Source organism: Paenibacillus sp. 8b26, assembly GCF_050626875.1.
Classification (GTDB): domain Bacteria; phylum Bacillota; class Bacilli; order Paenibacillales; family Paenibacillaceae; genus Paenibacillus.
The window spans coordinates 3,285,450-3,299,055 of record NZ_CP192445.1 but is presented as its reverse complement, the minus strand read 5'-3'; the positions used below and the strand labels follow the sequence as shown (position 1 = coordinate 3,299,055).

Below are 13,606 nucleotides of genomic sequence, written 5' to 3'. Positions count from 1 at the left end.
CCCGTTACCTCCTTATACGCATCCTGCCATGTGTATCATCATGAAGTGCATATAGATCAGTATTGACGAGATATGACGATTTTTAACCCTTGGAATATGTAAAACTAGCACGATTAGATAGTAGATGTGATTCTTCCACGGATCAGCGCGTACGGCGCACCCAAAAATGGAAAATGTCGCTGCGGACATAATCCAGTGAATACAACACCTGTCTGTTCAGCTCATCATAATGAAGCTGCTTGAGCAGTAACACCGTAGCCTGCGGATGCTTCAACAGGCGCGTCATATGGGCATCATCATGACTCGGGACAGTAAGCTCCGAATACGCACCAACGATTCGTACCCCGGCTTTAAGTTCCAGACTTTGAAAAAGCGAGCCTGAAAAAGACTCGCCGTCCAAAATCGAACCTGCCAATGTCTCCGGCATCCAATTGATAGAATGTGCTACCGCTTCTCCATCGGCTGTGCGAGTACGCTCCAGAACGATCATGGGCTCATTCTCGGAAAACCTCATTCGTTCGGCAATATCAGGGGGACATACCGTCATCCTCTGGATAGATTCCAACTGCTCATCCTCCCGCAACCCTGCCGAACGGATCATGTCCCCGATGCTGTACAGGCGGTCCAGCGAGCTTGGAATGCTCGGCAGCGGGCAAGTAGCGAACGTACCACTCCCATGCTTCACCAACAGCTTGCCTTCCGTTTCCAACTGGCGGACGGCTCCCCGTAGCGTCGCACGCGAGACGCAGAACAATCGGGAAAGTTCAGCTTCCGAAGGCAGCCTCTCGCCCGGCTCAATTTGGTTGACCTCTATATATTCCTCTATAAGCTGCTTAATGTTCTCTTGTTTTGTTGACACCGTCCAAAGCCCAGCCTTTCTATTATAGTGACCTGAGTTCAAGTGATATACATCGGATTTGTAAAGGCAATCATCGTGACGCAATCTTCCATATATCCATATAATTCGGCTCGCACCCAGCCTTTTCCTGTTGGATCTTGTAATGATAGCGTATATTCACCTGATTGAGCAGGGATATAAGTTTCGGAGCATACCCCCTGGCCGCTTGTCAGCAGAAGGCGAAGGTTCTGAGGCTCAAGGTTGTAATGGGCTGCTCTCGTTTCCACATCCAATTGAACCGTCACGGACAGTGAGTCCTCCACAGCCAGCTCTACACATTCGCCGATACCATACCGCTTATCGCTGTCATTAATTTGTGCCGACATCGTCAGTAACGGCCCCATCGTAACCGACACCGAACCGAGGCGGATCGCCTCCACTGCCCGGTCGGCCAGACTCTCCTGCTGTTCTGTTTCATCATGAACGCCCAGATACGTCACAGCCGGAAGCGCATCATCCGGTTTAGATACATGCCAGTCCCGACCGCTTACCGCAGTGATGCGATACCCCTGATTCAATAAATCCGTCCACATGGCAAACGCCCGCTGGCTGTCCCGCTTAATAGACGGCATGAGCGTCGACCAGACCTCAATATAATCGACCTCATGCCAGTCCTGAATGGTGTATTCCCAAAAGCACCCCGTACAGATCGGACTTCCGATCCTGAATGGATGGGCAAGCCCGGCAATGCCTCCCTGCTCATGCACCTGCCGGATTCCCTCATGAATGTCATCCGGTCCCAGCACACGCCAGTCAATAAAGCGCTCTACTCCCAGCGTCAGCATATGTCCGTAAAAGGTCGTCCACTCCATCCCTGAAATGATCGGGACACCGAACTGCTGCTGGACCCGTTCCTGATCCGCAAGTGCCGACTGCGTATTGTGATCCGTCATAGCGATGCATTCAAGCCCGAGATTTTTTGCGCTTTGGGCAAGCTCCTCCAGCGTTTGCTTTCCGTCGCTGTGAAGCGTATGGGTGTGAAGCTCAGACGGAATCCATTTAAGCATATATGGCCTCCTCCCCCAATACGTGAATTTGGTAAACAAGCGTCTCAGTCACAACGGCATGCAGACTGACGGTAATCCGCCACATGCCCGCCGGATTATCTCCTGCGAGGAATCCCGGCGAAGCCGCAGACGAGCCGAGCCAATGCTCCTGCTGCATCTCGGGACGGTGTGCATTTCCCCGGTGACGGAGAGGGTCATCGACAGACAATGTCAATAAATTTTGCAGCGGTATATACTTCTTCCACAGATCGGATGAATGTCCCGGTTCGTCGTATCCGTATTTGCTCATGCTTCCCTCAATAATTTCTCGCGCTTGCTCTTGATCCTCCAATAACTTGGGGGTGTAAGAGAAGTGAATGTGGATCGTGTCAGTCGGCTGTGGGATGTGAAAAGAGTACGTAATATGGCTCTGGGTGCAAGTTCTATCGACCGTTCCCTCCACGTACAGTAGCCTGCTCATGACTCCCCATCCTGGCTAGACGGTTCATCCACAACATGCTTCACCATATCATTCACAGTATGGTCTTCATCACCCGACATGTCTTTGTCTGCTGCCCACAAAATACCCGCTGGATGATGCCGCGTTAGCTCAATCACCCGGTCCGTACGAATACCAGGAAACTGCGGCAGATAATCCTCGTTTAGCGTAAAAGCATACAGTCCAGCCACTTCCATGCTGTCCGCACCGCCCTCCAGCAATACGGCTCTGATTTCAGCTATATCCTCAAGCACAGCCTCTCCAGATAACTTGACCGTTGTAGAAAAATGCGACTCTGCACCCTCATAAGCAGCCCTGAAATCACCCAGTCGCAGATCATGATAGCACGATGAATACCACTGCTCCGAGCCGTGAAGGCGAAGCTCTATATCCACACAGGCATCTTCCTCGCGTCGGTTAAAGCCTGGCTTGGACGCTGGAGACAATTCACTGCTGGAATCCCTTAAGGGGCGTTTTGAAGTCTGGATAAATACATAGCTGCGCTGGTTGGCAAGCATAATGGAAGACGCATTTGACGGCATTTCCAGCTCCTGCTGACGCTCCATCTCCCACCCGGTGACCTGATAGGCAAAAGGAAAACGGCTCATGACCGCCTCACGCGGCTCTTCCTCTGGCTTCCACTGGAAAGCAGGCGGCAGCATAAAACGATAGTCTGATGAAATGTCATCCTTAAAGTTTCCATTGGTTGTTGCGGATTGGAGAACAGGATGCCCGCCCAGATCATAGTTGCCATTAAACGCAGTCGTAATATGATGTGCCCCCTGGAAAACAGCATCCAGAACATTGCCCCCGGCATCCAGCTCGACGCGGTACATCCATTCGATATCGGTGGTTCTCCCCCATTTGCTCATGAGCAGCGGTGCGGGCGTTCCTTCATCCTCATGGCTGTACATCATCTGGTATTCAATGACCGTTTTCCCCTCATTCTCTTCCACGGAGTAGAACAGAACAAGCGGTGTATCCGTAAAGCGGTTCTCATAGGGATGTGCCAGATTGCGACCGTATAAAAGTGGGGTGTGGCGATAAATCAGCGACCTTGGAGACGAATCGGCCACACAGCGCAGTTCAACCCCGTCGATCCACGCTCTGGATACAAGCGGAGCCGATTCCAGCTCACGAAATTCGGCATACACCTCATAATCGCCTTCTTTTAGATACCCCAACAAACGTGTGTACACTCCCTGACTGCTGCCATAATACAAAATAACATCCTGATTATAGGCTTCGTTCAGGTAGAGGCGCACGAAAGCGGATTCCCGATCTGTAGCAGCCCAATCACTGTCCGATCTGGCGAGCAGATCAAGCTCTGCGAATCCGTCTTCCGGCATGGAAAACGTGAACCGGAATCCATTCCCCGGACTGAGTTCAACCTCCGCTTTGTGTAAGGAAATCCGATACCCGCAATCCAGCAGATCCTTTTCCCACACTCGCCCACTAAACCCGGTAATCTGCACCTCTGCTTGGCTGTTCATCCCTGTAACCTCCTTAGTGTATAGCGGCCGTCTAGCTCGCATCCGCATCCTTCACCATTGTCCGAATATAAAAGTAGCCCATAAAAGAACACAGCAAAAACATAAACACTGCCATTGCGCTGGCTGTATGCGTCTCCTGATAGCTGGAAAACACCTGCTGCATCGCGACACCCAGCACCTGCGGCGAGTTGGCACCGATCAGGAAGGGAGCCGTGAAGCTGCCCATAATCCCCATAAAGATGAAGGTCACCGCAACCCACATCGTTTTGTAGGAAAGGGGTAAAATAAAGCGCCCAAACAGTTGCAGCGTGCTGGCTCCCGCGTCTCTGGCACTCTCTACAACAGCGTTTGGAATGCTGGCCAAGGCCGAGCTTAGGAGCATCGTGGCGAACGGAATGTTAAACCACAGATTAGCCAGTACCAGTCCTTTGTAGTCGTAAATAATCCTCGGAATGGTTTCAATACCCAGCGGCAACAAAAGGCGTGCAGCCCAGCCATGATTGCCGTACATCGTAATGATCGCATAGGTTGCAATTACGCCGGGAACGAACATCGGGACAAAATACAATCGGCCGATCCATTTGACAACAAAACCTTTTCCAAATCGCAGATAAATCGCTAAAGCGTAGCTGATGACCAATGTGAGGGCTGTCGAGACCAGTGTGACATTGATCGTATATATAATGTTTTTTCGCATCGCAGGCTCCGTAAACAGGCGGATATAGTTCGCCAGCCCGTAGCCCGTCCCCTGCTGGTCAATCAGACTTTCCTTTACGGCATAGAGAATCGGAATAATGACGACAATCAGCAAAATGAGAAAAGACGGGATGACCAGGGCAAGCCCTAGCATCCCCCTTTTGGACGATGAACTCATGATCAACCGCCTGCTACTTCACTCTGCCAGCGTTTGTAGATTTCCTGCTGAAGCTCGCCGCTATTAAAGCTGCGGTATCCAGAAGATACACTGTTGAATTTTTCTTGCAATTCACTTGGCATCAGATTCCACTTAATCCCCGGATAGCCGTACATTTTGTTGATGACCACCGTTTGCGCTTCCGGCGTCAGCACGTAGTTCAGGAATTCCTGTGTTGCTTCTTTTTTGGAGGAAAGCGAAGGAACCATCAGATAAGACGGACCGCCTGTAAAAGCAGGGTCGATCTGTGTCAGCTTCACCGTGTCTGGAAGCAGACCCTTAGCCAGTTGCTCGAGCGCCATATCGGACCAAGCCGGAACCATGTCCACCTCTCCACTTGCCAAGATATCAAGCGTGCCTTGGTTCTTTTTCGGATAGACTCCCTTTTGGTACATCGAAGGACCCAGTTCTTTGAGCAGCGAGAAGCCTTGATCCCATTTCTTCATATTTGCCGGATCATCACTGTTCATCGCTTCTGGAGGAAGGAAATTATAGATGACCGTGTTCACAAACGAGCTGCCTGATCCACCCGTGGACGGGTCGTTATAAGCAAACTTGCCCGGATGCTGGCGAATCCACGTATACAGCTCATCCGCTGTTTTCGGAGGTGTCGCTACTTTTGCACTGTTGTAGGCGAGGACAACCGAAGATGCCCGGTATGGAATGGCCTGATTGTTTACTTGCTTGAGATACGTTTCATCGACATTCGCCAAGTTCGGAACTTTGGCGTTGTCTACCGTTTCCCACAGTTTTTCGCCTACCCCTTTGGTGATGTCATCCAGACTGCCTTCGTACAGGTCGATATCTGTATCGGTTTGACCGCTTTTCTTGGCTGCGATCAGTCGATCCAGCGTAGATGCGCCCCCGGTTCCCGCTGGCAAATATACCAGTTTGACCTTAACGTGATCATTTTTAGCTTCAAAGTCCTTGATTAACGTCTCCCACAGCTCTTTGACGTTCAAAGAACCGCCAGTGTACAAGGAGATTTCTGTCGTTCCCGTAGCTGCTCCCGCTTTCGTATCCTTGGCCTCCCCTGTAGCTGTAGCGGCATTACCGCCGGTTCCACATCCAGCCAACAACGATAAGCTAAGCACCCCAGACAAAATCAGACCCATCTTCTTTTTCCCAAACACGTTGTTGCCTCCTTTAGATAGTTGCACAAGTTCGCAGCATCACCAGATGATGCGTTCATGATGGACATTGATGCGATGTAGAGGTTGATCGTGAATCTTCACTGTGCTGCTGGAAAAGTAACAATTTTACTGAAGCTGAATCTGACTTGCTCTCCACTGCGCAGATCAGCCGCCCGTTCACGGGGCACAAACATTTTCAGATGATCGGTACCGCTATCCAGCGAAACCTCCGCATAATGCCCGAGAATCATCACTTGTCTGATCGTTCCGGCTAGAGAGCCGTTTTCTTCCGTCGTCAGAACAATATCCTCTGGCCTTACACCGACCATGGATTCACCGCTGTATTCATGCTCCTGCGCAAACGCAATTCCGCTCACGGACACACTGCGACCTGTACTCACCCCCTTTAATAAATTGATCCGGCCAATAAAGCCCGCTACAAAAAGCGACTGTGGCTTGTCATAAATCTCCTGCGGCGAAGAGAGCTGCTCAATCCGTCCCGCATTCATAACTACAATCCGGTCGGAAATGGACAGCGCCTCCTCCTGATCGTGGGTGACGAACACCATCGTCATTCCCGTCTGGGTCTGGATGTCGCGCAGCTCCTCCCTCATCTCCATGCGCAGCTTGGCATCTAGCGCGGAAAAAGGCTCGTCCAGCAGCAGCACATCCGGCTTTAGCAGCAGAGCCCGAGCGAGCGCTACCCGCTGCTGCTGACCGCCGGAGAGCTGTCCCGGCGTTTTACGCTCTGCCGTCTCCAGCCGAACCAGCGCCAGCGCTTCCTTCACCTGGCGGTCAATCTCTGCCTTTTTCACCTTACGAATCTTCAGCCCGAAAGCAAGGTTGTCATACACCGTCATATGCGGCCACAAATTATAGCTTTGGAACACCATAGCGGTCGGGCGTTTTTCGGGTGGCAACTTGAGCACACTTTTGCCCTGAATCTGGATGTCGCCACTGTCCGGGTCCAGAAAGCCGCCAATGGAGCGAAGCACGGTTGTTTTACCACAGCCAGAAGGGCCTAGCAGGGTCACAAGTTCCCCTTTCATCACGTCAAGTGAAATGCCCTTGACTCCGTCTCCCGTCTTAAAACGTTTGGTTAACTCACGAATGGATAATTGAATGGACATTAGCTTTGGCTCCTTTTTACCAATTGCGTTATTTCACCTGGAATCCGCCAGCCAGCACGTCCGCGCTTACGAAACGCCTTGCGGCCAGCAGCAGGATCACCGTGGGCAGAGTCAAAATGACAGAGAATACAGCACCCGTGGTACTCGGATAATCCGCAATAATGGAATACATAATGACAGGCATCGTTTTATAGTCCGGTGTCCCGACGAGCAGCGTTCCCTGCGCCTCATCTAATGAAGCGAGAAATGTAAAAATGGAAGCGACCACAATGCCGGGCAGCGCCATGGGGAACGTAATTTTCCAGAAAACCCGTAACGGTCCCGCCCCAGCATCCCGGGCAGATTCCTCTTGAGCGCGATGGACGCTGCGGAACGCAGAGGAAGGAATCCAGGTCATGTACATCAGCGTGTTCACCATGTGGATCAATACAATGCCCGCAAAGGTGTTCATCAGCCCGAACTTGTAGAACAACACCGCGATGGACACGTACAATCCCATTTTCGGAAAAGCATGCGTGAGCAAAAATGAAAACAAAAACCACTTGCTAAGTGGAAACGAAATCCGCGCGAAGGCGTAGGCAGCGGGAACACATACAATAATCGAGCAGACTGTAACGGTAATAGCGATCAGGAAGGATAGAGATATAGAGCTGAGCACATCATCCTGTGTCAATACAAATTTCCACCATTCCAGTGACAAACTCTGTGGCAGCGGTGCAGGATACTGCCATTTTCCCGAAATCGCCAGCAGCAGCAGATTGGTCAGAGGCCCCAGGAAAAAAATGACGAAAATAACGAGCACGATGAACTCCACAATTTTGCGTGTGCCAAGTGAGCGAAGATACCAGTTCATAATTCATCCCTTTCAAGTCGTCTAGACGTCCGAATCTCTTTCTATCTGGATTATATAGAGGGTTTGTTATCACAAATCGACATGGGCGATAAGATTTTGTAAAGGGGACGCAAATCAGAGGAACGCTTTTTACATAAAAAAAAGGAGAGGGAGGCTTTAACAGCCTCTCTCTCCTTGGTCGTGCAGGAATAGCTATACAATTAAATAGGCATAACGCCTTAACAGATAAAACGATTCCGCTGGTTTACAGGTAAATTGGAAGCACTTGGTTCGTTTGGTCACGGTTACGACCAACAGAGAAGATCGCAATTGGAATACCTGTCAGCTCGGATACGCGTTGTACGTAATTACGAGTAGTCTCAGGCAATTCCTCCAGCGTTTTCACGCCAGTAATGTCTTCGCTCCAGCCTGGCATTTCTTCGTAAACAGCCTCGCACTCCGCTAGCATTTTCAAACTAGCCGGATAATGCGTAATCACCTCACCGCGATACTTGTAGCCTGTGCAAATTTTCACCGTTTTCAGACCTGTCAATACGTCCAGCGAGTTCAAGGACAAACCTGTAAGTCCGCTGACACGACGGGCATGACGTACAACCACACTATCAAACCAGCCAACACGACGAGCACGACCTGTAACGGTACCATACTCATGACCTGTTTCACGGATGTAATCGCCGATTTCATCATTCAGTTCCGTTGGGAATGGACCGTCACCGACACGAGTTGTGTACGATTTGGCTACACCAATGACCTGTTGGATCTTGGACGGGCCTACACCGGAACCGATACATACGCCGCCAGCCGATGGGTTCGAGGACGTAACGTACGGATACGTACCTTGGTCGATATCGAGCATAACGCCTTGCGCGCCCTCGAACAGTACCTTTTGATCCGCATCAATCGCATCATTCAGCACAACAGACGTATCCCCTACATAAGGACGAACAAATTCTGCATACTCCAGGTATTGTTTCAGTATGTCTTCCACATTCAGCGGCTCGCCGCCATATACCTGTTCGATCATCTGATTCTTTTCCTTCACTTGAAGGCGCAGCTTCGTTTCAAATTCCTCTGCATCCAGCAAATCAGCAATACGAATACCGTTACGAGCAGCTTTATCCATATAAGCAGGGCCGATCCCTTTACGCGTAGTACCGATTTGGTTAGGTCCTTTGCGGTCTTCTTCCAGCACATCCAACGTGATGTGGTATGGCATAATAACATGTGCACGGTCACTAATGACCAGATTTTTCGTAGAGAAGCCATTATCGTGAATGTAAGTAATTTCTTCAATAAGAGCGGCCGGATTAACTACCATGCCGTTGCCAATGACACACTTTTTATCTTCATAAAAAACGCCGGATGGAATCAGGCTCAGCTTGTACTTTTTACCGTCAATGAGAATCGTATGACCAGCATTGTTTCCGCCTTGGTAACGGGCCACCACTTCAGCGCTTTCCGCCAGATAGTCCGTAATTTTACCTTTGCCTTCGTCTCCCCATTGTGTTCCCACAACGACTACAGTTGACATGTTTCATTCCTCCGTGGAGTGCCCACAGACACTCTGATTTTGAGCTGACGCGCTGCGCATATCCGATTTCAACCGCCTGAGCGGACAGATAGGGAGCGTTCTCGGACAGCAGGAAAAAACGTCCGTCGCAGACATTCCGTAGGTACGGAAAGCCCCGGGCGTAATGATCTCCCCACTGCGTTGAAGCAGCACTATAAGTGTAACAGCACCATTTTTCAAAGTCAAATAAAAAGCGAACATTATATCACATGAAAATAGTATTGTTCGTAATTGAGAGTTTCGGACCTTATATAAAAACTTATGAATATCGTATGTAAAAGGCCCCTCCGACATCACGAAAACCGCGTCGAAAGAGCCTTTCTTCAAATATATCATTCCGTTATCCAGCGAACGCATCCGAATGGGCACGCTCGTAATTGGCGAATTTATTATAATTTTTGAGAAACACCAGCTCTACCGTGCCGACCGGGCCGTTACGTTGCTTGGCAATGATAATCTCAATAATATTTTTCTTTTCCGTTTCCTGATTGTAGTAATCATCCCGGTACAGAAACGCGACGATATCAGCATCCTGCTCAATGGAACCGGATTCCCGCAAGTCACTCATCATCGGACGCTTGTCCTGACGCTGCTCTACACCCCGGCTCAACTGGGAAAGGGCGATTACAGGCACTTCAAGCTCACGGGCAATTTGCTTCAAGGTCCGTGAAATTTCGGATACCTCCTGCTGCCGATTCTCGCCCGATTTCCCGCGCCCATGAATGAGCTGCAAGTAGTCGATCACGATCATACCCAGTCCTTTTTCCGTCTTAAGACGGCGGCACTTGGCACGGATATCCGCAACCGTAATACCCGGCGTATCGTCAATATAGATCTCGGCCTCCGACAAGGCCGCAATGCCCATCGTCAGCTTTGCCCAATCGTCGTCGCCTTTAAAATCACCTGTCCGCATGACGTTCGCGTCCAGATTGGCCTCGGCGCAGATCATCCGCTGAACGAGCTGGGCCGCCGACATTTCCAGACTGAAGATGGCTACCGTCTCCTTCGCCCGAACCGCAACGTTTTGCGCAATATTCAGGGCGAACGCCGTTTTACCCACGGATGGACGAGCTGCTACAATGATTAGATCATTACGCTGGAAACCCGCCGTCATCTTGTCCAAATCAACAAAGCCGGACGGAATCCCGGTCGTATTACCCTTGTTCTGGTGCAGCAATTCGACCCGGTCGAACACTTCCATCACGACATCGCGGATGGCAATAAAACCGCTGCCCGAGCGCCCGTTGGATATCTCCATAATCTTGCGCTCGGCATCGCTCAGCATACCAGCGACGTCCTCGCCGCCGCTATAGCCTTCGCTCACAATCTGCGTGGCTGCACGAATCAATCGGCGGAGCATCGCCTTTTCTTCAATGATCTGAGCGTAGTAATCCACGTTAGCCGCCGTCGGCACCCCGTGAGCCAGCTTCGCCAAATAGCTGACGCCCCCGATATCCTCCAGCTGACCCTTGTCCTGAATTTTCGAGGTCAGGGTGACCAAGTCTATCGGCTGTCCGGATTCACCCAGCTCAATCATCGCTTCGTAAATCATCTGGTGAGCCTTATCGTAAAAATCCTCGGTCTGCACCCGCTCCATCGCTGTAATCAGTGCTTCGGACTGGAGCAAAATGGACCCAATAACCGCCTGTTCTGCCTCCAGGTTTTGCGGAGGAATCCGATCGAAAAATTCGCCGCCCATAATTATTCTTCGGTCACCTGTACCTTCAGCGTAGCTTTGACCTCAGGATGAAGCTTAACGGTCATTTGAGTCACGCCCAACGTACGAATCGGTTCTTCCAGCTCGATTTTGCGTTTGTCCAGCTTAATCCCCGTCGCAGCGACCGCCTCCGCGATTTGCTTACTTGTAATCGCTCCGAACAGTCGACCGCCTTCACCAGCTTTTGCTTTAAGCTGAACGGTTGTGGATTCCAGCTTTTTGCCGAGTGCCTGCGCCTCTTCCTTTTCCTCTTGCTTGCGCTTTTCTTCAGCAGCGTTCTGGTTCTCCAGCGTCTTCATGTTCCCTTCCGTCGCCGGGCGGGCAATACTGCGTGGCAGTAGGAAATTCGCTGCATACCCATCCGATACTTCCTTAATTTGACCCTTCTTGCCTTGACCCTTCATATCTTTAATAAAAATCACTCTCATTCAAATAACCCCTCTTCCCCATCAATTTCGGCCAGCACGTCGACCACTCTGCGTTTGGCTTCCTCCAGCGGACAATCCAGCTGGACCGCCGCATTCGTCAGATGTCCTCCGCCGCCTAGCCGTTCCATGACGACCTGTACGTTCATGCGTCCGAGTGAACGGGCGCTGATCCCCACCAGGCCGTCAGGACGTTCACTGACCACAAAGGAGGCCAGTACATCCGTCATATTGAGTAATGAATCCGCCACCTGAGCAATCAGGAGCTGCGGTATCTTCTGTCCGGGCTCTGTCACCGCAAGCGCGATGTGCCCATATATCATTTTAGCATGCTTAATAATTTCCGCCTTAGCAATATATTCATCCAGGTCCTCTTTTAACAAGCGCTGGATCATCACCGTATCCGCCCCGCTACGCCGCAAAAAACCGGCTGCCTCAAACGTACGCGAGCCTGTATGCAGGGAAAAATGCTTGGTATCTACCGTTATCCCCGCAAGCAACGATGTCGCCTCCAGCGGCGTCAGTTGAACCTTTTCATGAATATATTGCAGCAGCTCTGTCACCAGCTCACAAGCCGACGACGCATACGGCTCCAGATAAATCAAAACAGAGTCGTTAATAAACTCCTCGCCCCGACGATGATGGTCTACAACGACCACCCTGCTCGCCGTCTGCACCAATTTTGGCTCAATCGTCATGGAGGCCTTGTGCGTATCCACCACGACCAGCAGGCTGTGCTCGGTCATCAGCTGGAGCGACTGCTCCGGCGTCATGAGCGCTGCCGACAGATTCTCGTCCTTGTTCACCTGCTCCATCATCCGGTCGATGGACGGATTGGATTTATCCAACACGATGTGCGCCTCTACGTTGTAGAGCGCTGCGGCCTTCCACACCCCGATGGCCGCTCCCAGTGCGTCCATGTCCGGTATTTTGTGCCCCATGATCAGCACGCGATCGCTCTCCTGCATCAGATCACGCAGCGCATGCGCAATGACCCGCGCGCGCACCCGTGTACGCTTTTCGACAGCATTGGACTTGCCGCCGTAAAAAGATAGACGCTGTCCGGCCTTCACCGCCGCCTGGTCGCCGCCCCGTCCGAGCGCCATATCCAGACTGGACTGAGCCAGCTCGCCCAGCTCTTTAATGCTCTCCGCGCCGAAGGACAAGCCGATGCTCAGTGTCATCGGCACCTTCAAATCGGCCGTCATTTCCCGTACCGTGTCCAGAATGACGAATCGACTTTGCTCCAGCTCCTGAAGTGCCTTGTGATTCAGCATGGTGAGGTAACGCTCGGATGACAAACGGCGCAAATAAATATTGTACTGGTTGGCCCATGCTGTAATCTCGCTCGACACCTTCGCAATAAGCGCGGTACGCTGCTGATCGTCCATTCCCTGAGCAGCTTCATCCATATTATCAAGCATAACGATGCCGAGCGCCAGCCGCTCGTTCTCATACTGCTTGCGCAGCACCGCCAGCTCCGTTACTTCATACAAATAAATCAGACGCTCATCCAGCACGATAAGGAACTGATAGTAGCGCTCATCATGCTGTAGCTCCACCTTTAGCTCACGAACTGGCTCCTTCGTCTCCTTTTTGGCACCCAAAGCTCCTGCCAGCTGAGGAAAGAGGTCCTGAAGCGGCTCGCCTATCAGTGACTGGTCCTCGAACATTTCCCCTGCGAACCGATTGTGCCATTCCACCGTTCGATTTTCACTATATAAAATGATGCCAAACGGCAGTGAGCTGATCGCTTCCCCTTCCACCCGCTTGATGCGAAAGGAAAGGCCACTGATATATTGATTCAGTTCCCGACGGAAATCCAATTCCGTCTTCAGCATCAGCCCGCCGAGCAAGAATGACAGCACCAGTCCCATCACACCCAGTTCCCAGTTATACATGGAAATACATATGACAAGCACCAGCAGCAGTAAAAACGCCCAGACAGTCTGATAGCCGTGCCAGCGTTTTTGTAGAAATTTAGGCATG

Annotated in this window: 12 protein-coding genes; all 12 read right to left on the bottom strand. The window is 51.2% G+C overall.

Features of this window, described 5'->3' with window-relative positions; all coding sequences use genetic code 11:
* Positions 1-142: 142 nt before the first annotated feature.
* The 12 genes from ACQ4MX_RS15145 to ACQ4MX_RS15090 all read right to left on the bottom strand — a co-directional run bounded on the left by ACQ4MX_RS15145 (position 143) and on the right by ACQ4MX_RS15090 (position 13,605).
* Positions 143-859 carry a GntR family transcriptional regulator gene (locus tag ACQ4MX_RS15145; RefSeq protein WP_431085683.1) on the bottom strand — a complete coding sequence of 239 codons (717 nt, stop codon included), beginning with the start codon at positions 857-859 and terminating at the stop codon, positions 143-145.
* Between the two features lie 38 nt (positions 860-897).
* Positions 898-1,905: a CehA/McbA family metallohydrolase gene (locus ACQ4MX_RS15140; protein WP_431085682.1), complete on the bottom strand. Its 1,008-nt coding sequence runs from the start codon at positions 1,903-1,905 to the stop codon at positions 898-900.
* Positions 1,898-2,365 carry a hypothetical protein gene (locus ACQ4MX_RS15135; RefSeq protein ID WP_431085680.1) on the bottom strand — a complete coding sequence of 156 codons (468 nt, stop codon included), beginning with the start codon at positions 2,363-2,365 and terminating at the stop codon, positions 1,898-1,900. The genes ACQ4MX_RS15140 and ACQ4MX_RS15135 overlap by 8 nt, the downstream gene beginning before the upstream one ends.
* Positions 2,362-3,876: a hypothetical protein gene (locus ACQ4MX_RS15130; RefSeq protein WP_431085678.1), complete on the bottom strand. Its 1,515-nt coding sequence runs from the start codon at positions 3,874-3,876 to the stop codon at positions 2,362-2,364. The genes ACQ4MX_RS15135 and ACQ4MX_RS15130 overlap by 4 nt, the downstream gene beginning before the upstream one ends.
* A gap of 31 nt (positions 3,877-3,907) precedes the next feature.
* Positions 3,908-4,750, bottom strand: a complete 843-nt coding sequence (locus ACQ4MX_RS15125) for an ABC transporter permease (protein ID WP_431085677.1) — start codon at positions 4,748-4,750, stop codon at positions 3,908-3,910.
* 2 nt (positions 4,751-4,752) lie between these two features.
* On the bottom strand, positions 4,753-5,922 hold the full coding sequence (locus tag ACQ4MX_RS15120; RefSeq protein ID WP_431085676.1) for an extracellular solute-binding protein: 1,170 nt from the start codon (positions 5,920-5,922) through the stop codon (positions 4,753-4,755).
* A 98-nt stretch (positions 5,923-6,020) separates the two neighbouring features.
* Complete coding sequence (locus ACQ4MX_RS15115; protein ID WP_431085675.1) at positions 6,021-7,052, bottom strand: ABC transporter ATP-binding protein; 1,032 nt, start codon at positions 7,050-7,052, stop codon at positions 6,021-6,023.
* Between the two features lie 28 nt (positions 7,053-7,080).
* Positions 7,081-7,905: an ABC transporter permease gene (locus tag ACQ4MX_RS15110; protein ID WP_431085674.1), complete on the bottom strand. Its 825-nt coding sequence runs from the start codon at positions 7,903-7,905 to the stop codon at positions 7,081-7,083.
* A gap of 244 nt (positions 7,906-8,149) precedes the next feature.
* Positions 8,150-9,436 (bottom strand): adenylosuccinate synthase, encoded by a 1,287-nt coding sequence (locus tag ACQ4MX_RS15105; RefSeq protein WP_431085673.1) that lies wholly within the window; start codon positions 9,434-9,436, stop codon positions 8,150-8,152.
* Between the two features lie 379 nt (positions 9,437-9,815).
* Positions 9,816-11,174 (bottom strand): replicative DNA helicase, encoded by a 1,359-nt coding sequence (dnaB, locus tag ACQ4MX_RS15100; protein ID WP_014278975.1) that lies wholly within the window; start codon positions 11,172-11,174, stop codon positions 9,816-9,818.
* Positions 11,175-11,176: 2 nt separating this feature from the next.
* Entirely contained in the window at positions 11,177-11,620 is a 444-nt protein-coding gene (gene rplI, locus ACQ4MX_RS15095) for a 50S ribosomal protein L9 (RefSeq protein WP_431085672.1), read from the bottom strand.
* Positions 11,617-13,605: a DHH family phosphoesterase gene (locus ACQ4MX_RS15090; protein WP_431085671.1), complete on the bottom strand. Its 1,989-nt coding sequence runs from the start codon at positions 13,603-13,605 to the stop codon at positions 11,617-11,619. The genes rplI and ACQ4MX_RS15090 overlap by 4 nt, the downstream gene beginning before the upstream one ends.
* Between the last annotated feature and the right edge of the window lies 1 nt (position 13,606).

What these genes read in the sequence shown, in the direction of transcription:
- ACQ4MX_RS15140 (WP_431085682.1), bottom strand. Translation starts at nt 1,905, where the DNA reads ATGCTTAAATGGATTCCGTCTGAGCTTCACACCCATACGCTTCACAGC.
- ACQ4MX_RS15135 (WP_431085680.1), bottom strand. Translation starts at nt 2,365, where the DNA reads ATGAGCAGGCTACTGTACGTGGAGGGAACGGTCGATAGAACTTGCACC.
- ACQ4MX_RS15130 (WP_431085678.1), bottom strand. Translation starts at nt 3,876, where the DNA reads ATGAACAGCCAAGCAGAGGTGCAGATTACCGGGTTTAGTGGGCGAGTG.
- ACQ4MX_RS15125 (WP_431085677.1), bottom strand. Translation starts at nt 4,750, where the DNA reads ATGAGTTCATCGTCCAAAAGGGGGATGCTAGGGCTTGCCCTGGTCATC.
- ACQ4MX_RS15115 (WP_431085675.1), bottom strand. Translation starts at nt 7,052, where the DNA reads ATGTCCATTCAATTATCCATTCGTGAGTTAACCAAACGTTTTAAGACG.
- ACQ4MX_RS15110 (WP_431085674.1), bottom strand. Translation starts at nt 7,905, where the DNA reads ATGAACTGGTATCTTCGCTCACTTGGCACACGCAAAATTGTGGAGTTC.
- ACQ4MX_RS15105 (WP_431085673.1), bottom strand. Translation starts at nt 9,436, where the DNA reads ATGTCAACTGTAGTCGTTGTGGGAACACAATGGGGAGACGAAGGCAAA.
- dnaB (WP_014278975.1), bottom strand. Translation starts at nt 11,174, where the DNA reads ATGGGCGGCGAATTTTTCGATCGGATTCCTCCGCAAAACCTGGAGGCA.
- rplI (WP_431085672.1), bottom strand. Translation starts at nt 11,620, where the DNA reads ATGAGAGTGATTTTTATTAAAGATATGAAGGGTCAAGGCAAGAAGGGT.
- ACQ4MX_RS15090 (WP_431085671.1), bottom strand. Translation starts at nt 13,605, where the DNA reads ATGCCTAAATTTCTACAAAAACGCTGGCACGGCTATCAGACTGTCTGG.